The organism is Nonomuraea sp. NPDC054003 (assembly GCF_055585125.1).
The window spans coordinates 601,901-620,858 of record NZ_JBVJKR010000003.1 but is presented as its reverse complement, the minus strand read 5'-3'; the positions used below and the strand labels follow the sequence as shown (position 1 = coordinate 620,858).

At 72.5% G+C, this 18,958-nt stretch carries 18 protein-coding genes and 1 pseudogene; 8 read left to right on the top strand and 11 right to left on the bottom strand.

What is annotated here, in order from left to right; all coding sequences use genetic code 11:
* Positions 1-50 precede the first annotated feature (50 nt).
* Positions 51-1,043: an SDR family NAD(P)-dependent oxidoreductase gene (locus ACZ6YG_RS10420; RefSeq protein WP_466017768.1), complete on the top strand. Its 993-nt coding sequence runs from the start codon at positions 51-53 to the stop codon at positions 1,041-1,043.
* On the opposite strand, the gene ACZ6YG_RS10415 is transcribed toward ACZ6YG_RS10420, so the two are convergent.
* A complete protein-coding gene (locus tag ACZ6YG_RS10415; protein ID WP_466017767.1) occupies positions 1,044-2,036 on the bottom strand; it encodes a LacI family DNA-binding transcriptional regulator in 993 nt (330 codons plus the stop codon). It abuts the gene before it with no gap.
* Between the two features lie 313 nt (positions 2,037-2,349).
* On the opposite strand from ACZ6YG_RS10415, the gene ACZ6YG_RS10410 reads away from it, so the two are divergent.
* Together ACZ6YG_RS10410 and ACZ6YG_RS10405 are read left to right on the top strand one after the other, a co-directional pair.
* Positions 2,350-3,396: an NAD(P)-dependent alcohol dehydrogenase gene (locus ACZ6YG_RS10410; RefSeq protein WP_364228675.1), complete on the top strand. Its 1,047-nt coding sequence runs from the start codon at positions 2,350-2,352 to the stop codon at positions 3,394-3,396.
* A gap of 103 nt (positions 3,397-3,499) precedes the next feature.
* A complete protein-coding gene (locus tag ACZ6YG_RS10405) occupies positions 3,500-4,666 on the top strand; it encodes a cytochrome P450 (protein ID WP_466017810.1) in 1,167 nt (388 codons plus the stop codon).
* On the opposite strand, the gene ACZ6YG_RS10400 is transcribed toward ACZ6YG_RS10405, so the two are convergent.
* Positions 4,653-7,091: a glycoside hydrolase family 95 protein gene (locus ACZ6YG_RS10400; RefSeq protein ID WP_466017766.1), complete on the bottom strand. Its 2,439-nt coding sequence runs from the start codon at positions 7,089-7,091 to the stop codon at positions 4,653-4,655. The genes ACZ6YG_RS10405 and ACZ6YG_RS10400 overlap by 14 nt on opposite strands.
* A 52-nt stretch (positions 7,092-7,143) precedes the next feature.
* Here ACZ6YG_RS10400 and ACZ6YG_RS10395 point away from each other — a divergent pair, with 52 nt between their 5' ends.
* Positions 7,144-7,551, top strand: a complete 408-nt coding sequence (locus ACZ6YG_RS10395) for a PPOX class F420-dependent oxidoreductase (RefSeq protein ID WP_397197972.1) — start codon at positions 7,144-7,146, stop codon at positions 7,549-7,551.
* Positions 7,552-7,563: 12 nt separating this feature from the next.
* Here ACZ6YG_RS10395 and ACZ6YG_RS10390 read toward each other — a convergent pair whose 3' ends face one another.
* The 7 genes and pseudogenes from ACZ6YG_RS10390 to ACZ6YG_RS10360 all read right to left on the bottom strand — a co-directional run.
* Positions 7,564-8,943 carry a N,N-dimethylformamidase beta subunit family domain-containing protein gene (locus ACZ6YG_RS10390; RefSeq protein WP_466017765.1) on the bottom strand — a complete coding sequence of 460 codons (1,380 nt, stop codon included), beginning with the start codon at positions 8,941-8,943 and terminating at the stop codon, positions 7,564-7,566.
* A gap of 54 nt (positions 8,944-8,997) precedes the next feature.
* Positions 8,998-9,642, bottom strand: coding sequence for a response regulator (locus ACZ6YG_RS10385; RefSeq protein WP_148033211.1), 645 nt, complete (start codon positions 9,640-9,642; stop codon positions 8,998-9,000).
* Positions 9,643-9,646: 4 nt separating this feature from the next.
* A complete protein-coding gene (locus ACZ6YG_RS10380) occupies positions 9,647-10,861 on the bottom strand; it encodes a sensor histidine kinase (RefSeq protein ID WP_466017764.1) in 1,215 nt (404 codons plus the stop codon).
* Positions 10,855-11,580, bottom strand: a complete 726-nt coding sequence (locus tag ACZ6YG_RS10375; protein WP_466017763.1) for an ABC transporter permease — start codon at positions 11,578-11,580, stop codon at positions 10,855-10,857. Before ACZ6YG_RS10375 ends, ACZ6YG_RS10380 begins: the two co-directional genes overlap by 7 nt.
* Complete coding sequence (locus ACZ6YG_RS10370) at positions 11,577-12,296, bottom strand: ABC transporter ATP-binding protein (protein WP_271276989.1); 720 nt, start codon at positions 12,294-12,296, stop codon at positions 11,577-11,579. Before ACZ6YG_RS10370 ends, ACZ6YG_RS10375 begins: the two co-directional genes overlap by 4 nt.
* 56 nt (positions 12,297-12,352) lie before the next feature.
* Positions 12,353-12,802 carry a hypothetical protein gene (locus tag ACZ6YG_RS10365; RefSeq protein ID WP_466017809.1) on the bottom strand — a complete coding sequence of 150 codons (450 nt, stop codon included), beginning with the start codon at positions 12,800-12,802 and terminating at the stop codon, positions 12,353-12,355.
* 72 nt (positions 12,803-12,874) lie between these two features.
* Positions 12,875-12,946: pseudogene (locus tag ACZ6YG_RS10360) on the bottom strand (LD-carboxypeptidase); the annotation flags it as partial.
* A gap of 215 nt (positions 12,947-13,161) precedes the next feature.
* Between ACZ6YG_RS10360 and ACZ6YG_RS10355 the strand changes: the two are divergent.
* Genes ACZ6YG_RS10355 through ACZ6YG_RS10340 form a run of 4 tightly spaced genes read left to right on the top strand, consistent with a single transcriptional unit; the run spans position 13,162 to position 17,430 of the window.
* Positions 13,162-15,297 (top strand): NACHT domain-containing protein, encoded by a 2,136-nt coding sequence (locus tag ACZ6YG_RS10355; protein ID WP_466017762.1) that lies wholly within the window; start codon positions 13,162-13,164, stop codon positions 15,295-15,297.
* 48 nt (positions 15,298-15,345) lie between these two features.
* Positions 15,346-15,963 carry a TetR family transcriptional regulator gene (locus tag ACZ6YG_RS10350; RefSeq protein ID WP_466017761.1) on the top strand — a complete coding sequence of 206 codons (618 nt, stop codon included), beginning with the start codon at positions 15,346-15,348 and terminating at the stop codon, positions 15,961-15,963.
* Positions 15,960-16,160, top strand: coding sequence for a ferredoxin (locus tag ACZ6YG_RS10345; protein ID WP_148033233.1), 201 nt, complete (start codon positions 15,960-15,962; stop codon positions 16,158-16,160). Before ACZ6YG_RS10350 ends, ACZ6YG_RS10345 begins: the two co-directional genes overlap by 4 nt.
* Position 16,161: 1 nt before the next feature.
* Positions 16,162-17,430 carry a cytochrome P450 gene (locus ACZ6YG_RS10340; RefSeq protein ID WP_219551206.1) on the top strand — a complete coding sequence of 423 codons (1,269 nt, stop codon included), beginning with the start codon at positions 16,162-16,164 and terminating at the stop codon, positions 17,428-17,430.
* A 38-nt stretch (positions 17,431-17,468) separates the two neighbouring features.
* On the opposite strand, the gene ACZ6YG_RS10335 is transcribed toward ACZ6YG_RS10340, so the two are convergent.
* Positions 17,469-17,846, bottom strand: a complete 378-nt coding sequence (locus tag ACZ6YG_RS10335) for a peptidase inhibitor family I36 protein (RefSeq protein ID WP_271276973.1) — start codon at positions 17,844-17,846, stop codon at positions 17,469-17,471.
* Between the two features lie 74 nt (positions 17,847-17,920).
* Positions 17,921-18,784, bottom strand: a complete 864-nt coding sequence (locus tag ACZ6YG_RS10330; protein ID WP_466017760.1) for a hypothetical protein — start codon at positions 18,782-18,784, stop codon at positions 17,921-17,923.
* Positions 18,785-18,958: the final 174 nt, after the last annotated feature.

Sequence of the window (18,958 nt, the reverse complement as noted above, 5' to 3'; positions counted from 1 at the left end):
CAACCGGACAACATTGTCCGGTCTGCCCGCCCGGCGAGAGGACGACCCCTGTGACCACCTTCGACGACCGCGTCGCCCTCGTCACCGGCGCGGGCTCAGGAATCGGCAGGGCGATGGCCCTGGCCTTCGCCGCCGCCGGAGGCCGCGTCGTCGTCTGCGACATCGACGAGGACCGCGCCGCCCGGACGGCCGCGGAGATCCACGCCGCGAGCGGCACCCCCTCGAATACCGGCGACCGGTCGTCCGGAAAGACCGGCGCACCGGACGCGACACCCGACAACGGGGCGAACGGCGAGGCGGTCGGCGGGGCGGTCGCCGGGCCGAACGGCGGGGTCGGCGAGCCGAACGGCGGGGCGGTCAGCGGGCCGGTCGGCGGGCCGAACGGTGGAGCGGTCGGCGGGCCGAACGGTGGAGCGGTCGGCGGGGCGAACGGCGGGGGCGGCGGTGGGGTCGCGGTGGCGGTGGCGGCCGATGTTGGTGACGAGAGGGCGGTCGCCGCGCTCGTGGAGAGCGCGATCAGCGCGTACGGGCGGATCGACGCGCTCTTCAACAACGCCGGGATCATCGACGACATGGCGCTGCCCGCCGACATCTCACCGGAGCTGTGGGACCGGGTGCTGCGGGTCAACCTGACCGGCACCTTCCTGGTGACCCGCGCGGTGCTGCCGCACATGCTGCGCGCGGGCCGCGGCGCGATCGTCAACACCGCGTCGGAGGCCGGCGTGCGCGGCGGCGCGGCGGGGGCCGCCTACACCGCGTCCAAGCACGGCGTCGTCGGCATGACCCGCAGCGTGGCCTGGGCGTACGCCAAGGACGGCATCCGCTGCAACGCCATCCTGCCCGGCGCCACCCTGACCGGCATCGCCGACGGCGCCACCTTCGACCCGACCGGCGCCGCCCGCCTGAGCCCCGTGCTCGCGCTCGGCGACCAGCTCGCCCGGCCGGAGCAGATGGCCGACGCCGCGCTCTTCCTCGCCTCGGACGCGGCCTCGTTCGTCAACGGCGCGATCGTGCCGGTGGACGGCGGCTGGTCCGCCGGCTGATCAGGCGCCCGGCGACGTCAGCTCGGCGGGGACGAGCCGCACCACGAACGGCTCCGCCCGGGCCCGCGCGGATTCGATCCGGCGCACCAGCTGCCGGACCGCCATCTCGCCGAGCCGGTCCGGCGCGCTCTCGACGTACGCGTACGGCAGCGCGAAGGTCTCGGCGAACTCCGCGGAGTAGCGCCCGACGACCGACAGGCCCTCCAGCCCGCGCGCCCGCGTGACGGAGGGCAGCGCGGCGGCGGCCGCCTCGTTGTCGAGCAGCAGCCCGGTCGCCCCGGGACGGGCGTCGAGCAGGGCGCCGAGCATCCGCTCCGCGGCGGGCCTGCGCGACTCCCCGTACACCGCGTGCAGCCGGACGCCGAGCCGGCGCGCCCGCTCCAGCGCGGCGTCGCGCAGCCGCCACACGTAGGCGCCGCCGCGCTCGACCACGTGCTCCGGCTGCGAGACCAGGATCAGCTCGCGGTGCCCGAGGCCGTGCAGACGGTCGACCATGACCCGCCCGGCCTGCTCGAAGTCCAGGTCGAACACGTCCACGCCGGAACAGTCGCCGGGCAGCCCGACCAGCGCGCCGGGCTGCGGCGCGGCCCGCAGGACCGGGAGCCGGGGGTCGTCGTGCGCGACGTTCAGCAGCACCACGCCGTCGACCATCCGCGAGTCGGTGATCCGCCGCAGCGCCCCGGCCCCGTCGGGCTCGGTGACCAGCAGGGTGTCGTAGCCGAGGTCGCGGGCGGTGTCGGTGACGCCGAGGATGTACTGCGTCATCGCGGGCGCGAACTCGTCGGCGTGGAACCGGGCGAGCAGGCCGAGCACCATCGTCTGGGAGGTGGCGAGCGCGCGGGCGCCGGCGTTGGGCGTGTAGCCGAGCGCCTCGGCGGCCTCCAGCACCCGCCTGCGCGCCCCTTCGGAGATGGACCGCTTGCCGGACAGGGCGTAGGAGGCCGTGCTGCGGCTGACTCCGGCCGCGGCCGCCACGTCACCGATCGTCGCCATTCTCGTCTCCATAATCGAACCGGTTCGATTCTCTGCCGACCCATTGACGCGCAGCGCGCGGCTACGTAATCTACGCGAAACTTCCGTCGCCCGGCGAACGATTCCCGACTTGAGATGTCAGCGCTCACACAAATAAGGACCCCTGTGCCGACCCTCATGAGGGCCGGGTTACTCCCGCTGCGCTCCCGCCACGCCAAGATCATCGACAAGATCACCATCGCCCCGTACAGCGAACGCCGCTGACGCTTTCGATGGCATACGGGTGAGATGCCCGGCTCTGTCATGGGTACGACAGGGCCGGGAGGTGGCGTGGATGCGCGCGTTGCGGTTGCCGGCCTGGAAGTCCGAGCCCGAACTGGTGGAGGTGCCCGATCCCGTGCCGGGGCCGGGGCAGGTGGTGGTCAAGGTGGGCGGAGCCGGCGCCTGCCACTCCGACCTGCACCTGATGCGCGACTTCACGGGCGGCCTGCCCTGGGAGCCGCCCTTCACTCTCGGCCACGAGAACGCGGGCTGGGTGCACGCGGTCGGCGCGGGCGTCACCGGCGTGGAGCCGGGACTGCCGGTGGCCGTCTACGGGCCGTGGGGCTGCGGGGTCTGCGACCGCTGCCGGCTCGGCGTCGAGAACTACTGCGAGAACCCGGCGGGCGCGCCGGTGCCCGGGGGCGGCGGCGGGCTCGGGCTCGACGGCGGCATGGCCGACCTGTTGCTCGTGCCCGACGCCCGGCTCCTGGTGCCGCTGCCCGACGGGCTCGACCCGGTGGCGGCGGCACCGCTGACCGACGCCGCGCTGACGCCGTACCACGCGGTGCGCCGGTCGTGGGCGAAGCTGCCGCCGGGCAGCACGGCCGTGGTGATCGGGGTCGGCGGCCTCGGCCACATGGCGGTGCAGATCCTCAAGGCGACGACGGCCGCCCGGGTGATCGCCGTCGACACCCGCGAGCAGGCCCGCGCCAGCGCGCTGCGGCACGGCGCCGACCAGGCGGTCGCGCCGGGTGAGCGGGCGGCGGCGGAGATCCGCGAGGCCACCGGCGGCCGGGGCGCGGACGTGGTCGTCGACTGCGTGGGCGCGCAGGAGACGCTGGCCCTGGCGGGCGCGGTCGCGCGGATGCTCGGTGATGTGACCATCGTCGGCATCGCCGGGGGCGCGCTGCCGGTGACGTTCGGCTCGCCGCCGTACGAGGTGTCGGTGCAGTCGACGTACTGGGGCACCAGGCCGGAGCTGATCGAGGTGCTGGACCTCGCGGCCCGCGGGCTGATCACCGCGGAGGTGACCACGTTCCCGCTGGAGCGCGCCGTCGAGGCGTATCACCGGCTGGAGAACGGCGAGATCTCCGGCCGCGCCGTCATCACCCCCGCCTGAGCGTCACGGCCTGCCGCCGCCGTGGGTGAGATGACCCTTGCTCACGATCCCGGTGCGGTGATATCCGTGTGCTCAGACGCCGAGACAGGAGCCGAGTCAGGTGATGGACGACGCCCGCAAGATCAGGCGCACCGACGCCTCCGGGACCTGCCCGGTCACCCGGGCCGCCGACGGCACCTGGCAGGTGCGCGGATACGCCGAGGCGCGGGCCGTGCTGCGCGCCGACACCACCGTGCAGGCCGGGCTGGGCGTCGAGACGGTGGACAAGGCCCCCGCCGGGATCCGCCGGCCCGTCCTCTACCGCGACGGCCCCGAACATCGCGAGCACCGGCGGCAGACCGCGCGCTACTTCACGCCGCGCCGCGTGGACGAGCACTACCGCGAGCTGATCGCGGACATGGCCGACCGCGCGCTCGCCCGGTTGCGTACGGACGGCTCGGCGCAGCTGTCCGACCTGAGCTTCGGCATGGCGATCGGCGTGGCCAGCGCGGTCATCGGCCTCACCGAGAGCAGGCCGGGCATCCGCCGCAGGCTGGAGCGCTTCTTCCCGGAGAAGTTCGGCAGGCCCGGCTTCACCAGCCTGAGCGGGATCTACTGGATGGGACGGCAGATCTACAGCTGGGGCAGCATCTACCTGGCCGACGTCCGCCCCGCGGTCCGGCCGCGCCGCCGGGAGCCGCGCGACGACCTCATCTCCCACCTGATCGCCGAAGGGTGCACCGACGCCGAGATCCTCGGCGAGTGCCTGACGTTCGCGGCGGCGGGGATGGTGACGACGCGGGAGTTCATCTGCGTCGCCGCGTGGCAGCTGTTCACCGACGAGGCGCTGCTCGACCGGTACCTGAAGGCCGAGGAGCCGGAGCGGCTGGCCGTGCTGCACGAGCTGCTGCGGCTCGACCCCGCGGTGGCGCGGCTGCGGCGGCGCACCACGGCGGACCTCGAACTCCCCGGGCAGGTCACCGTTCCCGCGGGCGAGGTGGTCGAGCTGCTCGTCGACGAGGTGAACGCGGACCCCCGGGCGGTGGGCTCCGAGCCGCTGTCCGCGTGCCCAGGGCGGGCTCTCGACGCGGGCGCCGGGCCGGCGGTGCTCTCCTTCGGCGACGGCCCGCACCGGTGTCCCGGCGCGGGCATCGCCATCCTGGAGACCGACATGTTCCTCACCCGGCTCTTCGCGCTGCCGGGGATCCGGATGGCGACGGCGCCCAGGGTCGGCTTCAAGGACGAGATCGGCGGCTACGAGATCCGCGGCCTCACCGTCACCACCGGCTGATCACATAACTCCGCCCCGCGACGCCCTCCCAGGTGAGGGTGTCCCCGGCGCGGCGCGGCGCGATCCCCCGATCGTCGCGGAGCCGGCGCGACGCGGCCTCCCCACCTCCGTGGTCGCGGAGCCGGCGCGGCGCGGCCTTTCCCTCTCCGTCGTCGTGGAGGTGGCAGTGGTTCGCGATGGATGTCCTGACGGTGAGGGGGCCGGTGCGGCCCGGGCGCAGGGTGATGGTCTCGGCGACGCCGTCACGCCACGAGACGTCCACGGTCACGTCGCCCCGGGCGCGCAGCCCCGACACCGAGCCGTCCTTCCACACGGCGGGCAGCGCGGGCAGCACGTGCACCTCGCCGCGGTGGCTCTGCACCAGCATCTCGGCGATGCCGGCGGTCGCGCCGAAGTTGCCGTCGATCTGGAACGGCGGATGGGTGTCCCACAGGTTGTCCAGCGTCGAGGTCCTCAGCTGCTCGGCGAGCATCCGGTGGGCACGGTCGCCGTCCAGCAGCCGCGCCCAGAAGCTGATCTTCCAGGCCTTGCTCCAGCCGGTGCCGCCGTCGCCGCGCGCCTCCAGCGACACCGCCGCCGCCTCCGCCTCCGGCGTGCCGGCCGCGATCCGGTCGCCGGGGTGCAGCGCGTACAGATGGGAGACGTGCCGGTGGGTGTCGGTCCTGGAGTCCAGGTCCTCCTTCCACTCCTGCAGCTGCCCCCAGGACCCGATCCGGATCCCCGGGTCGAGCCTGCCGAGCGCCGCCTCCGCCGCCGCCCGGAACTCCTCGTCCACGCCGAGCGCCGCCGCCGCGGCCAGCGCGCTTTCGAGCACCTCCCGTACGATCTGCTGCGACATCGCGGCCCCGGCGGAGAAGTCGCCGTGCTCGGGCGAGTAGCTGGGCGAGACGACGAGCAGGCCGTCGCGCGGGTCGGTGTGCAGGAAGTCCAGCCAGAACTCGGCCGCCCCCTTGATCACCGGATAGGCGGTCTCCCGCAGATACTCCAGGTCCCCGGTGAACCGGTAGCCGTCGTAGATGTGCCGCGCCGTCCACGCCGCCGCCTCGGGGAACCAGAAGGCGGTCGGCCAGTCGTGCACCCCGGTGAAGCCGAACGGGTTCGTCTCGTTGCCCACCACCCAGCCTCGGGCGCCGTACATCTCCCTCGCCGTCCTGCGCCCCGGCTCCACCAGGGCCCGGACGAACCTGTCGTACGGGACGGCCGTCTCGTGCAGGTTGGCCGGTCCGGCGGGCCAGTAGTTCATCTGCAGGTTGATGTTGACGTGGTAGTCGCCCGACCAGGGCGGGCTGGTCGACGCGTTCCACACGCCCTGCAGGTTCGCGGGGAGGATGTCGTTCTCCCGCGAGCACGCGATCAGCAGATAGCGGCCGTAGGCGAACATCAGCGCCTCCACCGCGCGCTCGTCCGGACCGTCGCCGCCCGTGTAACCCCGCAACAACCGGTCAGTGGGCACCGGACCAGCGGGCCCCCTTCCGGGACCACCCCGTTCCAGACCAGCGGACCCGCCGGTCTCACCCTTTCCTGGACCGCTCTCCGGCGCGGACTGCCCGAGGTCGAGCCGCACCCGGTCGAACAGCGCGCGGTGGTCGGCCACGTGGGCGGCCCTGAGCGCGTCGTAGCCCAGCGCGGCGGCCGCGTCCACGGCGGCGGTGACCCGGGCGTGCGGGTCCTCGCCCCGGTAGCGCGGGTAGGTGTCGGCGTAGTCGGTCCCCGCCGACAGGACGAAGACCGCGCTGTCGGCCCCGGTGACCGTGATCGTCTCCCCCGTGTCCGTACGGGTGCCGCCCGCGACGATGACCTGGACCTGGGCCTCGAAGACCAGCCCGTTGTCCGCGAGCCGTCCCCGGACGGTGAGCCGGCCGCCCTCGGCGGTGACGGTCTTGTCGTCCCGGGGCGAGGTGTGGCGCAGCGTGAACGAGACCGCGCCACCCCGGTCGGCGGCGATGCGCCCGGCGATCACGTTGCCGGGGTTGGCGGCGAAGTACTCGCGGGTGTGCGTGACGCCCCCGGCGGTGTAGCGCACCCGCGCCACGGCCTCACTGAGGCTGAGCTCACGGCGGTAACCTCCGGCGCCGCCGGGCGCGCCGAAGTCCAGGTGGAGATCGCCGAAGGTCTGGTACGCCCCGAACCCGGTCTTGGGCTGCCCCAGCACGGCCGCCACGTCCTCGGCCGGCACCCTGCCCTCCCGGTCGATCCGCCGCCGGACCTCCGCCACGGCGTCCGGACGCGGCGTCCTCCAGTCGCCGAAGTCGTAGCCGTCGTGGCCGGGACCCCCGGTCCACAGCGTCTTCTCGTTGAACTGGATCCGCTCGGTGGCCACGCCACCGAAGACCATGGCGCCCAGCGGGCCGTTGCCGATGGGCAGCGCCTGGGTCTCCCAGTCGACGGCGGGCTCCTCGTACCAGAGCGTCAGTTCGTCGGGCATGGCGGCCATTGTCCCGCGATCTCACCGGATATGGCCCTCTATGCTGCCGATCATGAGCATCTCTCTCAGCGACGCTGCCCGGAGCATCCTCAGCGCCCCCAACCTCGGCGTTCTCGCCACCCTCAACCCCGATGGCAGTCCGCAGACCTCGGTCGTCTGGGTCGGCACCGACGGCGACGACGTGGTCATCTCCTCCCAGGCCGGCAGGCGCAAGGTGGTGAACCTGGAGCGGGACCCACGGGTCAGCCTCAGCGTGTTCGACCTTGCGGACCCCGACAGGTACGTCGAGGTCCGAGGGGTCGCGACGGTCACCGAGGACGAGGGAAGGCGGCTGGCGGTGCGGCTGGCGGAGGAGTACGAGGGCGAAGGAGCCGGCGAGGAGTACCTCCGGCTGCCCCCGGAAAAGGTGCGCGTGACGATCCGCATCACGCCGGAGCGGGTGGTGGGGAACGCGGCGTGACGCCCCGGCGTCTCACGCCCGGCCGGAGCACCCGGACGACGGGTTCGAGCAGTCCCCCGCCGGCCCCTTGGCGAACCTGGTCAGCAGGTTGAGCGTGGCGCGGCGGGTGAAGGCGGAGGCCGCCCGGGTCACGCCGTGGCCGCAGGCCGCGCCCTTCATGCCGCACACCCAGCGCATCGTGCCGGAGGCGAACACCCCGGCGCCGCTGGGGGCGACGTAGTAGGTGGTGTGGCTCACCGTGGCCCGGCCGCCGCAGTCGACGGGCGACTCGGCCAGCACCTCGATGTCGTCCGGTGAGCCTGGCGACACCTTGTCGGTCTCCACGCCGGCCAGCCCGGGGAAGCTCCTGCCCCGGGTCCCCTCGAAGATCCAGTGGCCCGGCTTGCTCACCCGGTAGGTCGCCTCGGCCGGGAAACAGTCGTACATCTGCCCGACCAGCCCGCTCTCCGGCTCCGACCCCCGCCAGAGCGGGCACCGGGTCTCCTTGTCGCACATGACCGTCCTGCCGTGCAGCCCGATCCGCCAGTAGACGGCGTTGGCCCCGAGGAAGGCCAGGTTCGCGCCCGCGTCACGGGCCTGCGTGACGACCTTCCGCATCGTCGGCGACCAGTACTCGTCGTGTCCCAGCGACACCACGGCCCGCGCGCCGCCCAGCGCGCCGGGCCGCAGGTCGAGGCTGGTCAGGTAGGCCAGCGGCACCCCGCTCTGCTCGGCCAGCCGGATGGCGTTCCACTCGAAGTCGAGGAAGAGCCGGGCGCCCGAGCCGTCGTAGGGACGATCGAAGGTGACCTTGCGTGACCGGTCGTCGAATCCGCCGGGGCCGCTGTAGAGGCTGCGTCCTCCCCACAGGTTGTACGCCTGCCAGGTGGTCACGGCGTTGACGATCACCACCCGGCCCTCGGCCGAGGCCGACCGCACGGTGATCGGCACGTAGCGCTGGCCGCCCGTCGAGGCGTCCAGCCGCACCAAATAGGCGCCCTCGGCCCAGCCGGTGGTGTCGACGGTGAGCGAGGGCTTCCAGTGAGCGGCGGTCACCATGCCCTCGACGGTCCGCGGCGGCGGCTGCCGGGTCCCGGCGACCGGCGTGGAACGCCAGACCCTCACCGGCCGGGCGCCCATCCGGAACGCCGACGCGGTGAAACGCGGCGCGGTCGTGGAGACGAGCAGCCGGAACCGCTCCCCCGGCAGCACGCTGACCCGGTCGGCGTAGCCCTCGATCTCGTGCTCGCCGCCACGTTCGGTGATGCGCCACGGCGCGGGCGGCGCCTGCGCGGGCGCGGCGCGTTCGGAGGCTCCGGCGGACACCGAGGCGGGCCCGGGGGCGACCGGCGCGGTGGCGGCGCAGCCGGCGGTGAGCAGGACCAGGACGGCGAGGACATGACGCACGGTCACCCATGCTCACGCCCGTCCCCGGGCGGGCGCCCGCCTTTGGCGAAGTACTTACCCTCAGCCGTCGGCGGCCGGTCTGAGCAGGCCGATCTCGTACGCCGCCGCCACCGCCGCCGCCCGGTCCTTCACCTGGAGCTTGGCGAAGACGTGGAGCAGATGCGTCTTGACCGTCGCCTCGGTGATGAAGAGCTTCCCGGCGATGTCGCGATTGGTCGCGCCCCGGGCGATCAGCTTGAGCACCTCGAGTTCGCGGCGGCTCAGCGTGCGCGGCGCCTCCGGCGCGCGGTCCTTCGCCGTCAGCACACCGGCCACCGTCGGAGACAGCACGGTTTCGCCTCGGGAGGCCGCCAGCACGGCACGGCGCAGGTCGGCGCGGGGCGTGTCCTTGAGGAGATAGCCGGTGGCGCCCTGCTCGATCGCCGGCAGGACGTCGGCGTCATCGTCGAACGTGGTCAGGACCAGCACGTGGATACCGGGCGTCTGCTCGCGGAGCCGGCGGATGACCTCCACGCCGCTCATCCTCGGCATGCGCAGGTCCAGGAGCACGACGTCGGGATCCGTACGCAGGGCCACCGCGAGGGCCTCGGGACCGTCGGCCGCCTCGCCGACGACCTCGAAGCCGGCGTCGGCGGCGAAGATGCCGCGCAGGCCGTCGCGGACGATCGGGTGGTCGTCCACGATGATCAAACGGATCGGCGGCATGGCCTCACAGTCCCGGGTCGGGGTCGGCGGGGATGGCCGGGACGGTGGCGGAGACGCCGGTGCCCTGGCCGGGGGCGGACTCGATCGCGAAGCTCCCGGCCAGGCGGGTGACGCGCTGGCGCATCGCGACGAGGCCGAAGCCCTCGCCGTGGGACGCGGCCGCCGGGGCGAAGCCGGCGCCGTCGTCGCGGACGTCCAGCGCCACCACGTCGTCCATGTACGAGAGCGTGAGGCCGACCCGCCCGGCCGAGGCGTGCTTGGCCACGTTGGCCAGCGCCTCCTGCGCCACCCGCAGCAGGGCCGTCTCCACCTCCGCGTGCAGCGGCCGGGGGTCGCCGGTGATCGACACGGCGGCGGGCACGCCGGTGTTCCGCGACCAGGTCGCCGCGAGCCTCTCCAGAACGGTCGCCAGCTCGCCCTCGTGCTGGAGCGACGCCGGGCGCAGCGCCTGCACCGAGCGGCGGGCCTCGGTCAGGCTCTCCCTGGCCATGGCCTGAACCGTGTCCAGGCGGGCACGGGCCGGAGGCGGCACGTCCCCGACGGCCTCCAGCTGGGTGAGGATGGCGGTCAGGCCCTGCGCGACGGTGTCGTGGATCTCCCTGGCCATCCGCTGCCGCTCCTCCAGCACGCCGGCCTCGCGGGCCCGGGTCAGCAGCTGGGCCTGGAGGTTCGCGTTGTCGTCGGCGAGCGCGACCAGCTTGGCGCTCGTCTCCCGTAACTCCGCGATCATCACCTTGCGCTGGTCGTTCTGGTCGGAGACGGCCTTGATGACCAGGCCGACGGTGGAGGCGGCCAGCACCCCGACGACGAAGGAGCCGAGCAGCTCGACCGGGGTGCGCCCGAGCTGCGGGCGGGCGGCGATCAGCACGCCGACCGTCACGGCCACCCCGCCGTACGCCCACAACCCCGGCAGCAGGGCGAAACACTGGACGAACGCCCCCAGTCCCGTCACCGTGAACACGTTGTCGATCCTGACCAGGACCCCGATGACGGCGAGCAGGACGGCGAAGTAGGCGATCAGCACCACGGGGCGGGCGATCCAGCCAGGGTGGGAGGTCACCATCAGCCAGTGCCAGGCCACCGCGAACAGCGCCAGGACCAGCACCTCCAGCCGCCACTCCCGCAGCAGGGCGAAGAGCGCGGGAAGCAGGACCAGCAGGTAGGGCAGCGCGGCCTGGACCCGGTCCCAGCGCGTCAGGCCCGGGTCGGTCGTCACCATCGGAACGTCCTGAGGGCGAGGCCGCCCGCGACGATCGAGATCGCGACCATGACGCCCAGCGTAAGCGGTGAGGTGGCGCCGCCCGCCCAGCCGTCGCGGACCGCCTGGACCGCCGGAGCCATGGGGAGGAGATCGCCGATCGCGCGCATCGAGCCGGACATGGTCTCCCGGGGGATCATGGCGCCGGACAGGAACACCATCGGGAAGAACACGGCCAGCCCGATCACGGTCGCGGCGCGGCCGGTGGGGACGAGCGCGCCGAGGAGGAGCCCGATGGAGCCCAGGCTGAGCGCGCCCAGCAGCCACGCCACCAGGACGCCCACGACGTTCGCCGGCGCGGTCAGCCCGAACGCGGCCAGGCCGATGACGATCAGCAGCGCCGAGCCGAGCACCGCCAGCAACATGTGCGCCGCCCACTGTGCCCCGAACAGCATGGCGCGGGAGGCGGGGGTCGCGCGCAGCCGCTTCAGGACCCGGCGCTCCCGGTAGTGGGCCAGCGTGGCGGGAAGCACGACCAGCGCGGCCAGGCCGATGACGAACACGGTCAGCATCGGCACGGTGGCGTCGATCAGCGGCGTCCCGCCCCGCAAGGGCTTGTTGCCGCCGCGCAGCTTGACCCAGAGCATGATCGCTGGGAAGACGAGCGCGAAGAAGGCCGACATCGGGTCACGGACGATCAGCTTGAGCTCGACGGCGACGACGTTCGCGAGGCCTTTCATGCCATTTCCCTTTCGGTCAGGGCGAAGTACGCGTTCTCCAGGGAGTCGGCTCCCGCCTCGGCGATCAGCTCCCGCGGGCTGCCCTCGGCGACGACGCGGCCGCGGTCGACGATGGCGAGGCGGTCGCACAGCGCTTCCGCCTCGTCCATGAAGTGGGTGACCAGCACGACGGTGACGCCGCGCCCGCGCATCTCGCGGATGAGGCCCCACGTGGTGCGGCGGGCGGCGGGGTCCAGGCCGGTGGTGAGTTCGTCGAGGAAGACGACCTCGGGGTTGCCGACCAGGGCCAGCGCGATGAACAGGCGCTGCTTCCAGCCGCCGGACAGGTTCCCGAAGCGGGCCCGTCTCCGGTCCGCGAGCCCCCATTCGTCCATGACCGCCCGCCAGTCGGCCGGCTTGTCGTAGAAGGAGGCGTACATCCTCAACGCCTCGCCCACCTTGATGGCGTCGGGGAGGGCCGCCTCCTGCAACTGGGCGCCGATGCGCTGGAGGAGCGCGCGCCGGTCGTCGTACGGGTCCAGGCCGAGCACGCGCAGCGTGCCGCCGTCCGGCCGGCGCAGCCCGGAGGCGCACTCCACGAGCGTGGTCTTGCCCGCGCCGTTGGGGCCGGCGATGCCGAAGATCTCGCCGCGCCGCACGGTCAGGGTGACGCCGTCGACCGCCTTGCCCGCCTTGTAGCTCTTGCTCAGCTCGTTGATCTCGATGATCGCTGTCATGCTTCGAGCCTCGCCGCCGGGCGCCGCCGCCGACATCCACCGATCGGTTGATGGGGTCAGCCGTACCGGTCGTGCGCCGGCGGGCGGAGCGTGAGGGAGCCGCTGCCGGTGTCGAGTTCGGCCATGGTGCCGAGGGCGACGGCGTGGGGATCCGGGCCGTGCCCGAATTCGAGCCCGCCGAGCACGGGGACGCCGAGCGGGGTGAGCCGGTCGCGGAGCACGTCGACGAGGTTCCAGCCGCGGTCGGTGTAGTCCTCGAAGCCGGGGAACCGTCCCAGGACGATCCCCCGCAGGCCGTCCAGGGCGCGGGAGCGGATGAGCTGGGTGAGTTGCCGATCGACCTGTCCGAGCCCGATCGTCCGTTCGGTTTCGATCAGCAGGATCGCCCCCGTCAGGTCGGGCAGTCCGGCCAGCGCGCTCAGCCATCCGCCCAGCAGGTGGCCGCGGGCGTGGCCTGGCACCTCGGCGGCGACGGAGAGCAGCCGAGGATGGCGATGGTGCGTCACGGGTTCGGTGCTGGTCAGCAGATGGCGGACGGTCGCGGTGGCGTGGGGGCCGACGAGGCAGCCGTGGATGCCGGGGACCCGGCACTGACGCCAGATGGTCAGGTGCAGGTAGGTGATGTCGCTGAATCCCACCAGCGGTTTCGGGTCCGAGCGGAACCCGGACGGGCCCCGCTACGCTGCGCTCGCCATGCCCGCCTCCGTCACGCAGGCGACGATCACTCTGCTGGACGGCCACGGCGTCGCTGTCCCCGGCGGAGTCCGTCACTTCCAGCCGCATACGCCCGACGAATGAGCCTGGCCGTTGATCAGTGGTTCGGATTCGGGTGCGTGGCAGTGAGCCGGTGGCATGCTGGGTGGTTATGGGTGAGGCTCGGGGGGCGCGCTGGGCGTGGGCGGTCGTATGCGTGACCCTGGTCGTGGTGGCGGCTGCGGTGGGGTTATTCGGCCTGCCCGGCGCGACGTGGGGAGATGTCGATCCGGCGAGTGCGATCATCGCACTGGCGGCCCTGGCCGTGGCGGTGTGGGCCGGTCGGCAGGCCGTGCTCGCGCAGCGATACACCGACATCGATGTGAACGCCTGGTCCAGGTGGCTGGCCGACGCGGTCCTGGAGGCCGAGACCCAAGCGCGGCACCAGATGCTGGGCCGTGCTGACAAAACCATCGACGTCGACTTCGTGTTCAGGCCCGCACCCGCGCACAACGCCGCCGACGCCCCCGCGGCGGGAAGCCTGCGAGAGGTGGCGGCCTACTATCGCGAGCTGCGGCCCCGGCGGCTGGTCATCACCGGAGCGCCCGGAGCGGGCAAGACGGTCTTGGCGGTCGAGCTGATGCTGGGGCTGCTCACCGGACGTCAACCCGATGACCCGATCCCCGTTCGCCTGTCCGCGGCGTCCTGGGATCCAGGCACTCGGGTGCGGGACTGGTTGACCAGGCACCTGGCCCGTGCCTATCGGATGGCGCCGCGTACGGCCGCCGCCCTCGTCGCTGCCGGGCGGGTGCTGCCGGTCGTCGACGGCCTCGACGAGATGGACACCGACCCGGAACCCGGCTACGCCTCCCGTGCCGCGCAGGCGCTGCGGGCGCTGAACGACTATCAGCGCGGCCGGGAGAAGGCCGAGCTCGTACTCACCTGCCGCACCGGCCAGTACGACGCGCTCACTCGCACTGAGGTGTGGGCCGAGAACGCCGCCCGCGTCGAGATCACCCCGCTCAGCGCGAGCAAGGCGCTGACGTTCACAGAATCTCGGGTCGGCAGCAACCAGAACATGGACCGCTGGCGGGACGTCCTGGACGCCATCGACTTCCGCCCCGAGGCGCCGCTCTCCCGCGCTCTGGACAGTCCCTGGCGACTCACCATGGCCATCACCGTCTATGAGCAACGCGACCCCGCCACCGGCCGCTACCTCCGTGATCCCGCCGAGCTGGCCGGCTCGGCCCTGGACCATCCCGACAAGATCCGCGACCATCTCCTCGCGCTCTACATCCCCGCTGTCACGGCACCCCGCGGGCACTCTGCCGGACCCTACCGTCCCGAGAAGGTGCACGCCTGGCTGGCGGTGCTGGCCTCCTACCTGGACACCAACGCCGGCACCGGCCGCACCGTCGGCGGTCGTCCGCTGTCGAGCACCGACATCGTTCTTCACGAGCTCTGGCCCTTGGCCGGCAACCGCCCCCGATTTCTCGCCATCGCGCTCACCGCCATCGTCTGGCTCACCATTGTCTGGCTCGCCTTCGGCGGAGCGCTGCTGCCCGGGGGAATGGTCACCTCGTCCGACCCGTACCTGGTGGCGATCTTCATCGCCGTCGGGGTGTACATGTGCTTCTCGGCTTGGGGACCGACCTGGCCCAAACCCTCCCGTCTGGGCACTTTACGACGGCCCACCGGCAAGGGTCGGAAGAGGCTCGGGGCCGGGCTCCGGGGCGGGCTCGCGACCGGGTTCCTGGCCTGGCTCACCATCTCGCTCCCCCTCGGGCACTGGTTGGGAGTCGCGGCGGGAGTCATCACCGCGCTCACCGTCGGGCTCACCGTCGGGCTCACGGCGCCGGCGGCCGAGGGCGCCACGAACCCCCGCGACGTCGTGAGATCCGACATCGAGGTCGGACTCGCGGCCGGGCTCATGTACGGGTCCATGGCGGCGGCAGCCGTCGGGTTGTGGTCCTCACTCCAAGGCGGGGTCGCGCTCGTGGCCATCGCCTACGGGATGGCGGTAGGCCTCGCGATCAACCTCACGGCCGGAGTCACCTTCGGGCTCGCGGCGGGACTCGTGGGCGGCAGCGTCACGTTCGGACTCGCGGCCGGGATCGCGGGGACGAGATACCTCGCGCTGCTGCTGTGCACGCGGGGGCGGCTCCCACTCAGGCTGGGAGGTTTCTTGCAGTGGTGCTATCACGCGGGGCTCATCCGCACGGCCGGGATCGCCTACCAGTTCCGGCACCGCGAACTGCAGGACTACCTCGCCCGACACCCGGTCCCGCAACCACTCCAATCCGGATGATCACTGTCACCCGTTGACGAATCAAATGAACGGTCTTTTAATTCGTGCATGGGGCGTATCGCCGGTGTCACCGCCGCCGAGACCCGTGAGCGGCTGCTCCGGGCGGCCGCTGAGGTGTTCGCGGAGCGCGGGTACGACGGGACCCGGGTGGCCGACATCGCCGCCGCGGCGGGGGTGAGCAACGGCGCGCTCTACGCCCACTTCGGCTCCAAGGCGGAGCTGCTGGTGGCGGCGCTGCGGGCGCACGCGAGCCGGATGCTGGCCGACCTGCTCGCCGACGATCCGGACCGGTCGGCGACCGAGCTGCTGCTGGCCATCGGGCGCCGGCTGCCCCACCGCCGCGACGCCCCCGGCTACCTTCTCGTGGAGGCGCTGGTCGCCGCCCGCCGCGACCCGGACGTGGCCACGCCCACACGCGACTACGTCGGCGAGCGCGCCGACTGGATCGCCGGGCTGGTGCGCGTCGCCCAGGGTGACGGCGAGCTCGACCCGGCGCTGTCGCCGGAGGCTCTGGCCCACTTCTGTTTCCTGCTCGCGATCGGCAGCGCGCTCGTCCCGCCGGACCTGCACGCGGTGGACGAGGCGGAGTGGGCCGCGCTGCTCGCCCGCGTCGTCCACGGCCTCGCGCCCGCCGAAGACACCATAAAAAGGGATTCGACACCGTGAAAGTTCAGATCAACCCCGAGCGCTGCCAAGGTCACGGCCGCTGTTACGACATCGCGCCCGGTCTGTTCGGCGAGGACGACGAGGGTTACGGGACGGTCATCGGCGACGGCGTCGTGCCGCCGGGCGAGGAACGTACGGCCCGTCTGGCGGTCTCCAACTGCCCGGAGAACGCGATCACCGTATCGGAGGAGGCTTGACATGAGCGTCGACGACCGCTTCACCCGGGACTTTCGCGAGGAGGAGGACGAGGCCCTCGGCACCCGCAGCGAGATCATCACCGGTCCCGTCGAGGACTGGGCGACGGACTTCTCGCACCTGGAGCCGGAGTGGGCGGCGGACCCGTACCCGATCCTGGACGACCTGCGGCAGCGCTGCCCGATCGCGCACACCGGCCGGTTCGGCGGCGGATGGCTGCCGACCCGGTACGAGGACGTGGCGGCCGTCGCGTACGACACCGAGCGCTTCTCCTCACGGTCGATCGTCATGAGCAACTTCCGGCCGCCGCGAGAGCTCGCGCCGGTCGGCGGCACCCCGCCGATCTCCTCCGACCCGCCGTTCCACCACGACGCGCGCAAGCTGCTGCTGCCCGCGTTCACCAAGACCGCGGTGTCGAGGCGGGAGGCGGCGGCGCGGGCGTACTGCCACTCGCTCATCGACGCGTTCGAGGGCCGTGACGTGGTGGACGCCGCCGCCGACTACGCGCAGCACATCCCGATCCGGGTCATCTCGGACATGCTTGGCTTCCCGCCGGAGGACGGGCCGCGGTTCCGGGTGTTCATCGAGAACGTGCTCGAAGGCGTCAACCTGCCGCCGGAAGAGCGCATGGCCAACTTCCAGGAGCTCTTCGACTACCTGTACGCGCAGATCCACGATCACCTGGACAACCCGCGCGACGACCTGACCACGTACCTGATCGACGCCGAGCTGTACGGACAGAAGCTCCAGCCGGAGCACGTGTCCGGCACCATGGCGCTGCTGCTCATCGCCGGCATCGACACCACGTGGAGCGCGATCGGCGCGTCGCTGTGGCACCTGGCGAAGACCCCCGCCGACCGTGAGCGGCTGGTGGCCGAGCCTGGGCTGCTGCCGACGGCGATGGAGGAGTTCCTGCGGGCATACGCGCCGGTCACGATGGCCCGGCTGGTCAAGGAGGACATGACCTGGCAGGGCGTGGACATGAAGGCGGACGACTGGATCCTGCTGTCGTTCCCGTCGGCGAACCGTGATCCGGAGCAGTTCGACCGGGCGGGCGAGGTCGTCATCGACCGCGAGGTCAACCGGCACGCGGCGTTCGGTCTCGGGATCCACCGCTGCGTGGGCTCCCACCTGGCCCGGATGGAGCTGCGGGTGGCCCTGGAGGTGTGGCTGGAGCGGATCCCGTCCTTCTCGCTGGCCGACCCGGAGGCGGTGCGGTGGGCCTCGGGCCAGGTGCGCGGGCCGCGCTCGCTGCCGGTCCGCATCGGCTGAGGGCCGGTGCCCCAGCGGGGCACCGGCCGGGTCAGGACTCAGTCGATGACGACATAGCGGAACGAGCTGTACTGGTTGTCCCATACGGCGTCGTGCGGCCGGCTGTGCCCGAAATTCTCGATCCGGTGCGCGTGGCCGCGCCAGTAGGAATCGGTGTAGAACATCGCGGCGTTGCGGTTGGTCGCCACGCTGATGGAAGAGATCCGGTCGTTGACGTTGGTGCCGTTGAGGAACTTGTTGTTGGAGAAGTTGTTGTCGGCGGTGGTGAACCCGGCGACAGTCCCGGTCCCGCCCCGCCCTTCGTAGACGCAGACGGCGTCGGTGCAGGCGGCCGCCGCGGCCGGGGTGGCGGTCGTGACCATGGCCGCCGCGCCGAGCATGGCCAGGGCTGCGACAGAACGCGTGACACGCTTCATCGGTGGTGATGCCTTTCTTTCTGGTGAGCCCGGAACGGGAGAGCCCCGGTCCGGGAGCATGAGGGCGGGAGCCGTCAGCGCTGCCGCGCGATCGCCCGGGAGGCGGCCACCAGGGAGGTGATCGCCTTCTTCCCTTCCCGCAGTTCGTCCAGGTGCCGGGCTATCGCCTGCTGCTGGTAGGCGGCTTCGACGGCCGCCCAGGTGCGGACGACATCCGTCTGCCGCTTGCACCGGACGTCCGCGACGGCGGTCGCGATCTCCCGGGGAGTCGGCCGGTCGGTTCTGAACGCGACGTCGTTGTTCGCCGCCCGCGGCGTGGGATAGTCATGGCCGAGCCGGGCCATGCACGACGACCAGGCCGCGAAGACGCCGGTCACCCGGCTGTCGCTCAGCGAGCGCTCCCAGCTCCACCCCTTCAGGTCGGTGACGCGCCGCATCGCTTCGGCGGCGGGCACGGGGATCAGCCGGTCGTGCGCCTCCGCCTCGCACCCTCCGGGAGGGACGGCGGCGCCGGGACGTCCGGTGCCGTTGGCCGCGGCGAGGTAGCCCGGGTCGGGCACCCGCTGCGGCCCGGCCCGCGACGCCTCCGACGGGTGGTAGCCGCGAGTCCTGGCGAGTCGTTCGTCCTCCAGCAAATAGCGCTCGTGGTTGCGGTCGATCCCCGTGGCGGGGGCGCCCGTGGGCGCCGTGAAGCCGAGCCTCGCCATACAGCCGCGGAAGAGCTCGGTCCGGGCCCGCAGGACGACGGCCTCCTCCTCAGGGGAGGCGTGATAGGCGTCGAGCGGGAGCACCAGTGGCCGCTGGTCGAGACGGAGGCCCGGGTCCAGGGGCGGCTCCGGCTCCGCCGCGCACGCGGCCAGGGACAGCAGGCATGCCGCCGCGGCGAGCGGTACGAAGCGGTCACGGATGGTTCTGGTTCCCCCGTCGTCCGAAGCCACGTTTCAGCTCCCCCTCAAGCCCCCGAGTGGATCTCCCCCGATCCACAGCTTGTGCCAGGAGGTGAAGATGAGGCCACACCATTGCGTCCTGACGAAAAGGCGCAGATGAGGACGCGATCTCGTGGGAACGGGTGGACGATCCGGGGCGGCGGGCGGAAAGTGGTTGCGGACGCT

Coding starts and splice junctions, on each gene's coding strand:
- ACZ6YG_RS10415 (WP_466017767.1), bottom strand. CDS start 2,036: ATGGCGACGATCGGTGACGTGGCGGCCGCGGCCGGAGTCAGCCGCAGC.
- ACZ6YG_RS10410 (WP_364228675.1), top strand. CDS start 2,350: ATGCGCGCGTTGCGGTTGCCGGCCTGGAAGTCCGAGCCCGAACTGGTG.
- ACZ6YG_RS10405 (WP_466017810.1), top strand. CDS start 3,500: ATGGACGACGCCCGCAAGATCAGGCGCACCGACGCCTCCGGGACCTGC.
- ACZ6YG_RS10400 (WP_466017766.1), bottom strand. CDS start 7,091: ATGCCCGACGAACTGACGCTCTGGTACGAGGAGCCCGCCGTCGACTGG.
- ACZ6YG_RS10395 (WP_397197972.1), top strand. CDS start 7,144: ATGAGCATCTCTCTCAGCGACGCTGCCCGGAGCATCCTCAGCGCCCCC.
- ACZ6YG_RS10385 (WP_148033211.1), bottom strand. CDS start 9,642: ATGCCGCCGATCCGTTTGATCATCGTGGACGACCACCCGATCGTCCGC.
- ACZ6YG_RS10380 (WP_466017764.1), bottom strand. CDS start 10,861: ATGGTGACGACCGACCCGGGCCTGACGCGCTGGGACCGGGTCCAGGCC.
- ACZ6YG_RS10375 (WP_466017763.1), bottom strand. CDS start 11,580: ATGAAAGGCCTCGCGAACGTCGTCGCCGTCGAGCTCAAGCTGATCGTC.
- ACZ6YG_RS10370 (WP_271276989.1), bottom strand. CDS start 12,296: ATGACAGCGATCATCGAGATCAACGAGCTGAGCAAGAGCTACAAGGCG.
- ACZ6YG_RS10355 (WP_466017762.1), top strand. CDS start 13,162: ATGGGTGAGGCTCGGGGGGCGCGCTGGGCGTGGGCGGTCGTATGCGTG.
- ACZ6YG_RS10350 (WP_466017761.1), top strand. CDS start 15,346: ATGGGGCGTATCGCCGGTGTCACCGCCGCCGAGACCCGTGAGCGGCTG.
- ACZ6YG_RS10340 (WP_219551206.1), top strand. CDS start 16,162: ATGAGCGTCGACGACCGCTTCACCCGGGACTTTCGCGAGGAGGAGGAC.
- ACZ6YG_RS10335 (WP_271276973.1), bottom strand. CDS start 17,846: ATGAAGCGTGTCACGCGTTCTGTCGCAGCCCTGGCCATGCTCGGCGCG.